This is a genomic window from Arthrobacter sp. TB 26, from assembly GCF_000427315.1.
Lineage (GTDB): Bacteria > Actinomycetota > Actinomycetes > Actinomycetales > Micrococcaceae > Arthrobacter.
The window spans coordinates 1-2,122 of record NZ_AUPJ01000241.1; the positions used below are offsets into that span (position 1 = coordinate 1).

General features: G+C 69.4%; 2 protein-coding genes and 2 pseudogenes. 3 read left to right on the plus strand and 1 reads right to left on the minus strand.

Annotated features, from left to right (window positions below; genetic code table 11):
* Together K789_RS0108625 and K789_RS0108630 are read left to right on the plus strand one after the other, a co-directional pair.
* Nucleotides 1-358: pseudogene (locus K789_RS0108625) on the plus strand (thiamine-phosphate kinase); the annotation flags it as partial.
* A gap of 22 nt (nt 359-380) precedes the next feature.
* A complete protein-coding gene (locus K789_RS0108630; protein ID WP_024366408.1) occupies nt 381-1,442 on the plus strand; it encodes a DAK2 domain-containing protein in 1,062 nt (353 codons plus the stop codon).
* On the opposite strand, the gene K789_RS26790 is transcribed toward K789_RS0108630, so the two are convergent.
* A complete protein-coding gene (locus K789_RS26790; RefSeq protein WP_416352796.1) occupies nt 1,348-1,563 on the minus strand; it encodes a pentapeptide repeat-containing protein in 216 nt (71 codons plus the stop codon). The genes K789_RS0108630 and K789_RS26790 overlap by 95 nt on opposite strands.
* Here K789_RS26790 and K789_RS0108635 point away from each other — a divergent pair.
* Nucleotides 1,552-2,122, plus strand: a pseudogene (locus tag K789_RS0108635) (ATP-dependent DNA helicase RecG); the annotation flags it as partial. The gene K789_RS26790 and the pseudogene K789_RS0108635 overlap by 12 nt on opposite strands.

Sequence of the window (2,122 nt, forward strand, 5' to 3'; positions counted from 1 at the left end):
GCTGGCCCGGGACTCCGGCGCCACCGCACTGATGGACATTTCCGACGGACTGGTCCGCGACGGCAACCGGATGGCCTCCGCCAGCCACGCCGTCCTGGACCTGGACGCGACGGTCTTGAAGGAACTCGCGGGTCCGCTCCTGCCTGCCGCAGAGCTGCTCGGCGCGGATCCCATGGACTGGGTCCTGGGCGGCGGGGAGGACCACGGACTGCTGGCCACATTCCCGCCGGGCGTTCAGCTGCCTCACGGGTTCGCTGCGATAGGCTCGGTAGAAGCCCCTGCACCAACGGACCGCACGGGCGTAACCATAGCGGGAAGGCCCGCTGACACTGTGGGATGGGATCACTTTGCAGACTAAGATTGCCGCCAACGCGCAAGCGATGAAGCGGTGGTTGGGCAAGGCAGAAACGACGCTTGGAAACCACAGCGACCGCCTGAACGCCATCAACATCTTCCCGGTCGCCGACGGCGACACCGGCACCAACCTCTACCTGACGGTGCGTGCCGCCGCCCAGGCACTCCACAGCCTCGACACTGCGGCGATACCCCAAATCGGCGCGGATCCTGGGGTCCATTCCTTCGGTCCGCCGGACCCGGCCCAGAACGACGTCGGCGCCATCCTGGCACGGGCCGGCCTGGCCGCCATGGAACAGGCCCGCGGCAACTCCGGCACCCTGTTCGCCGTGTTCCTCTGCGCCGCAGCCGAACCCCTCGCCGGCCACCACCGGCTGAGCGCGCCGCTGCTGGCCGCCGCCCTGAACCGCGCCCAGCTCCGGGCCTGGTCCGCGTTGAGCGACCCGGTTCCCGGCACCATGCTCTCCGTGATGGAAGCCGCCGCCCGCGCCGCAGCGATGGTGGACTCCGCGCACGACGGCGACGACAGCAACCACACCCTCGGACTGGCCCTCGACGCCGCCGTGGAAGCCGCCGTCGCGGCCGTGGTGCGCACCGAGGACCAGCTGGAGGCGCTGCACGCCGCCCATGTGGTGGATGCCGGCGGCGTCGGGATGCTGCTGATCCTCGACTGCCTCCGCTCCGCGGTCCTCGGCGAGGAACTCCAGGACCAGTTGCTGGACGGACTGCACGGCTACGACGTCCAGGACCCGCACATCCACGCCGGCATGCCCCGGGACGAGGGTGTGGAAGTCATGTGCACCATCTCGCTGTCACCGCTCGACGCCGCCATGATGCGCCAGCGGCTCGACGAGATGGGGGAGTCCGTCATCATGAGCCAGGTGGGCGGGACAGCCGACGCCGCCGGCGCGTACCGCTGGCGGGTCCACGTCCACGTGCCCGATGCCAAGCCGGCCGTGGCCCTGATCCGATCCCTCGGTGAACCCTCTGACATCAGCGTGACGGAGCTCGCCGTACCGGACGCCGAACCCCACGGAGCCGGTGACCGTGAACCCGCAGGACAGGTTTCCGACGGACATGAACGCTAAACCGGGCGCCGCTGAACCGGGCACCGCTGAACTGGGCACCGCTGAACCGGGCACCGCTGAACTGGGGCTGGGCCTGGAGCGCCGGATCGGCAAGCGTTCCGCGGCAGTCATCGAAAAGCACCTTGGCATCACCACGGTCGGCGGGCTGCTGAATTACTTCCCGCGCCGCTACCTGGACCGCGGCGAGCTCACCCCCATCAGCGAGGTTCCGCTGGACGAGGACGTCACCCTGATCGCCCGGGTGGTTTCCAGCAGCACGCGGTCCATGCGTGCCCGCCGCGGTTCGCTGACCGACGTCGTGATTACCGACGACGCCGGGTCCTCCGGTACCGGGACGGCCAGCGCCGGCGTGCCCGGCACGCTGAAGGTGAGCTTCTTTAACGGGTTCCGGGCCAAGGCCGAACTGCTGCCGGGCCGGCGTGCCATGTTCTCCGGCAAGGTCACCCGCTACGGCGGCGCCCTGGGGCTGACCAACCCCGACTTCCTGCTGCTGGACGAGGACCCGGAGACCCCCGGCAAGGATCCGGAAAAGCTCGCCGCCATGCCCATCCCGGTGTATCCGGCCACCGCCAAGCTGACCAGCTGGTCCATCCAAAAAGTCATTTCCACGCTGTTGGACACCGCAGACCTGGACATCCTGCCCGACCCGCTGCCGGCGGAGGTCACGGCCCGGGAGAAGT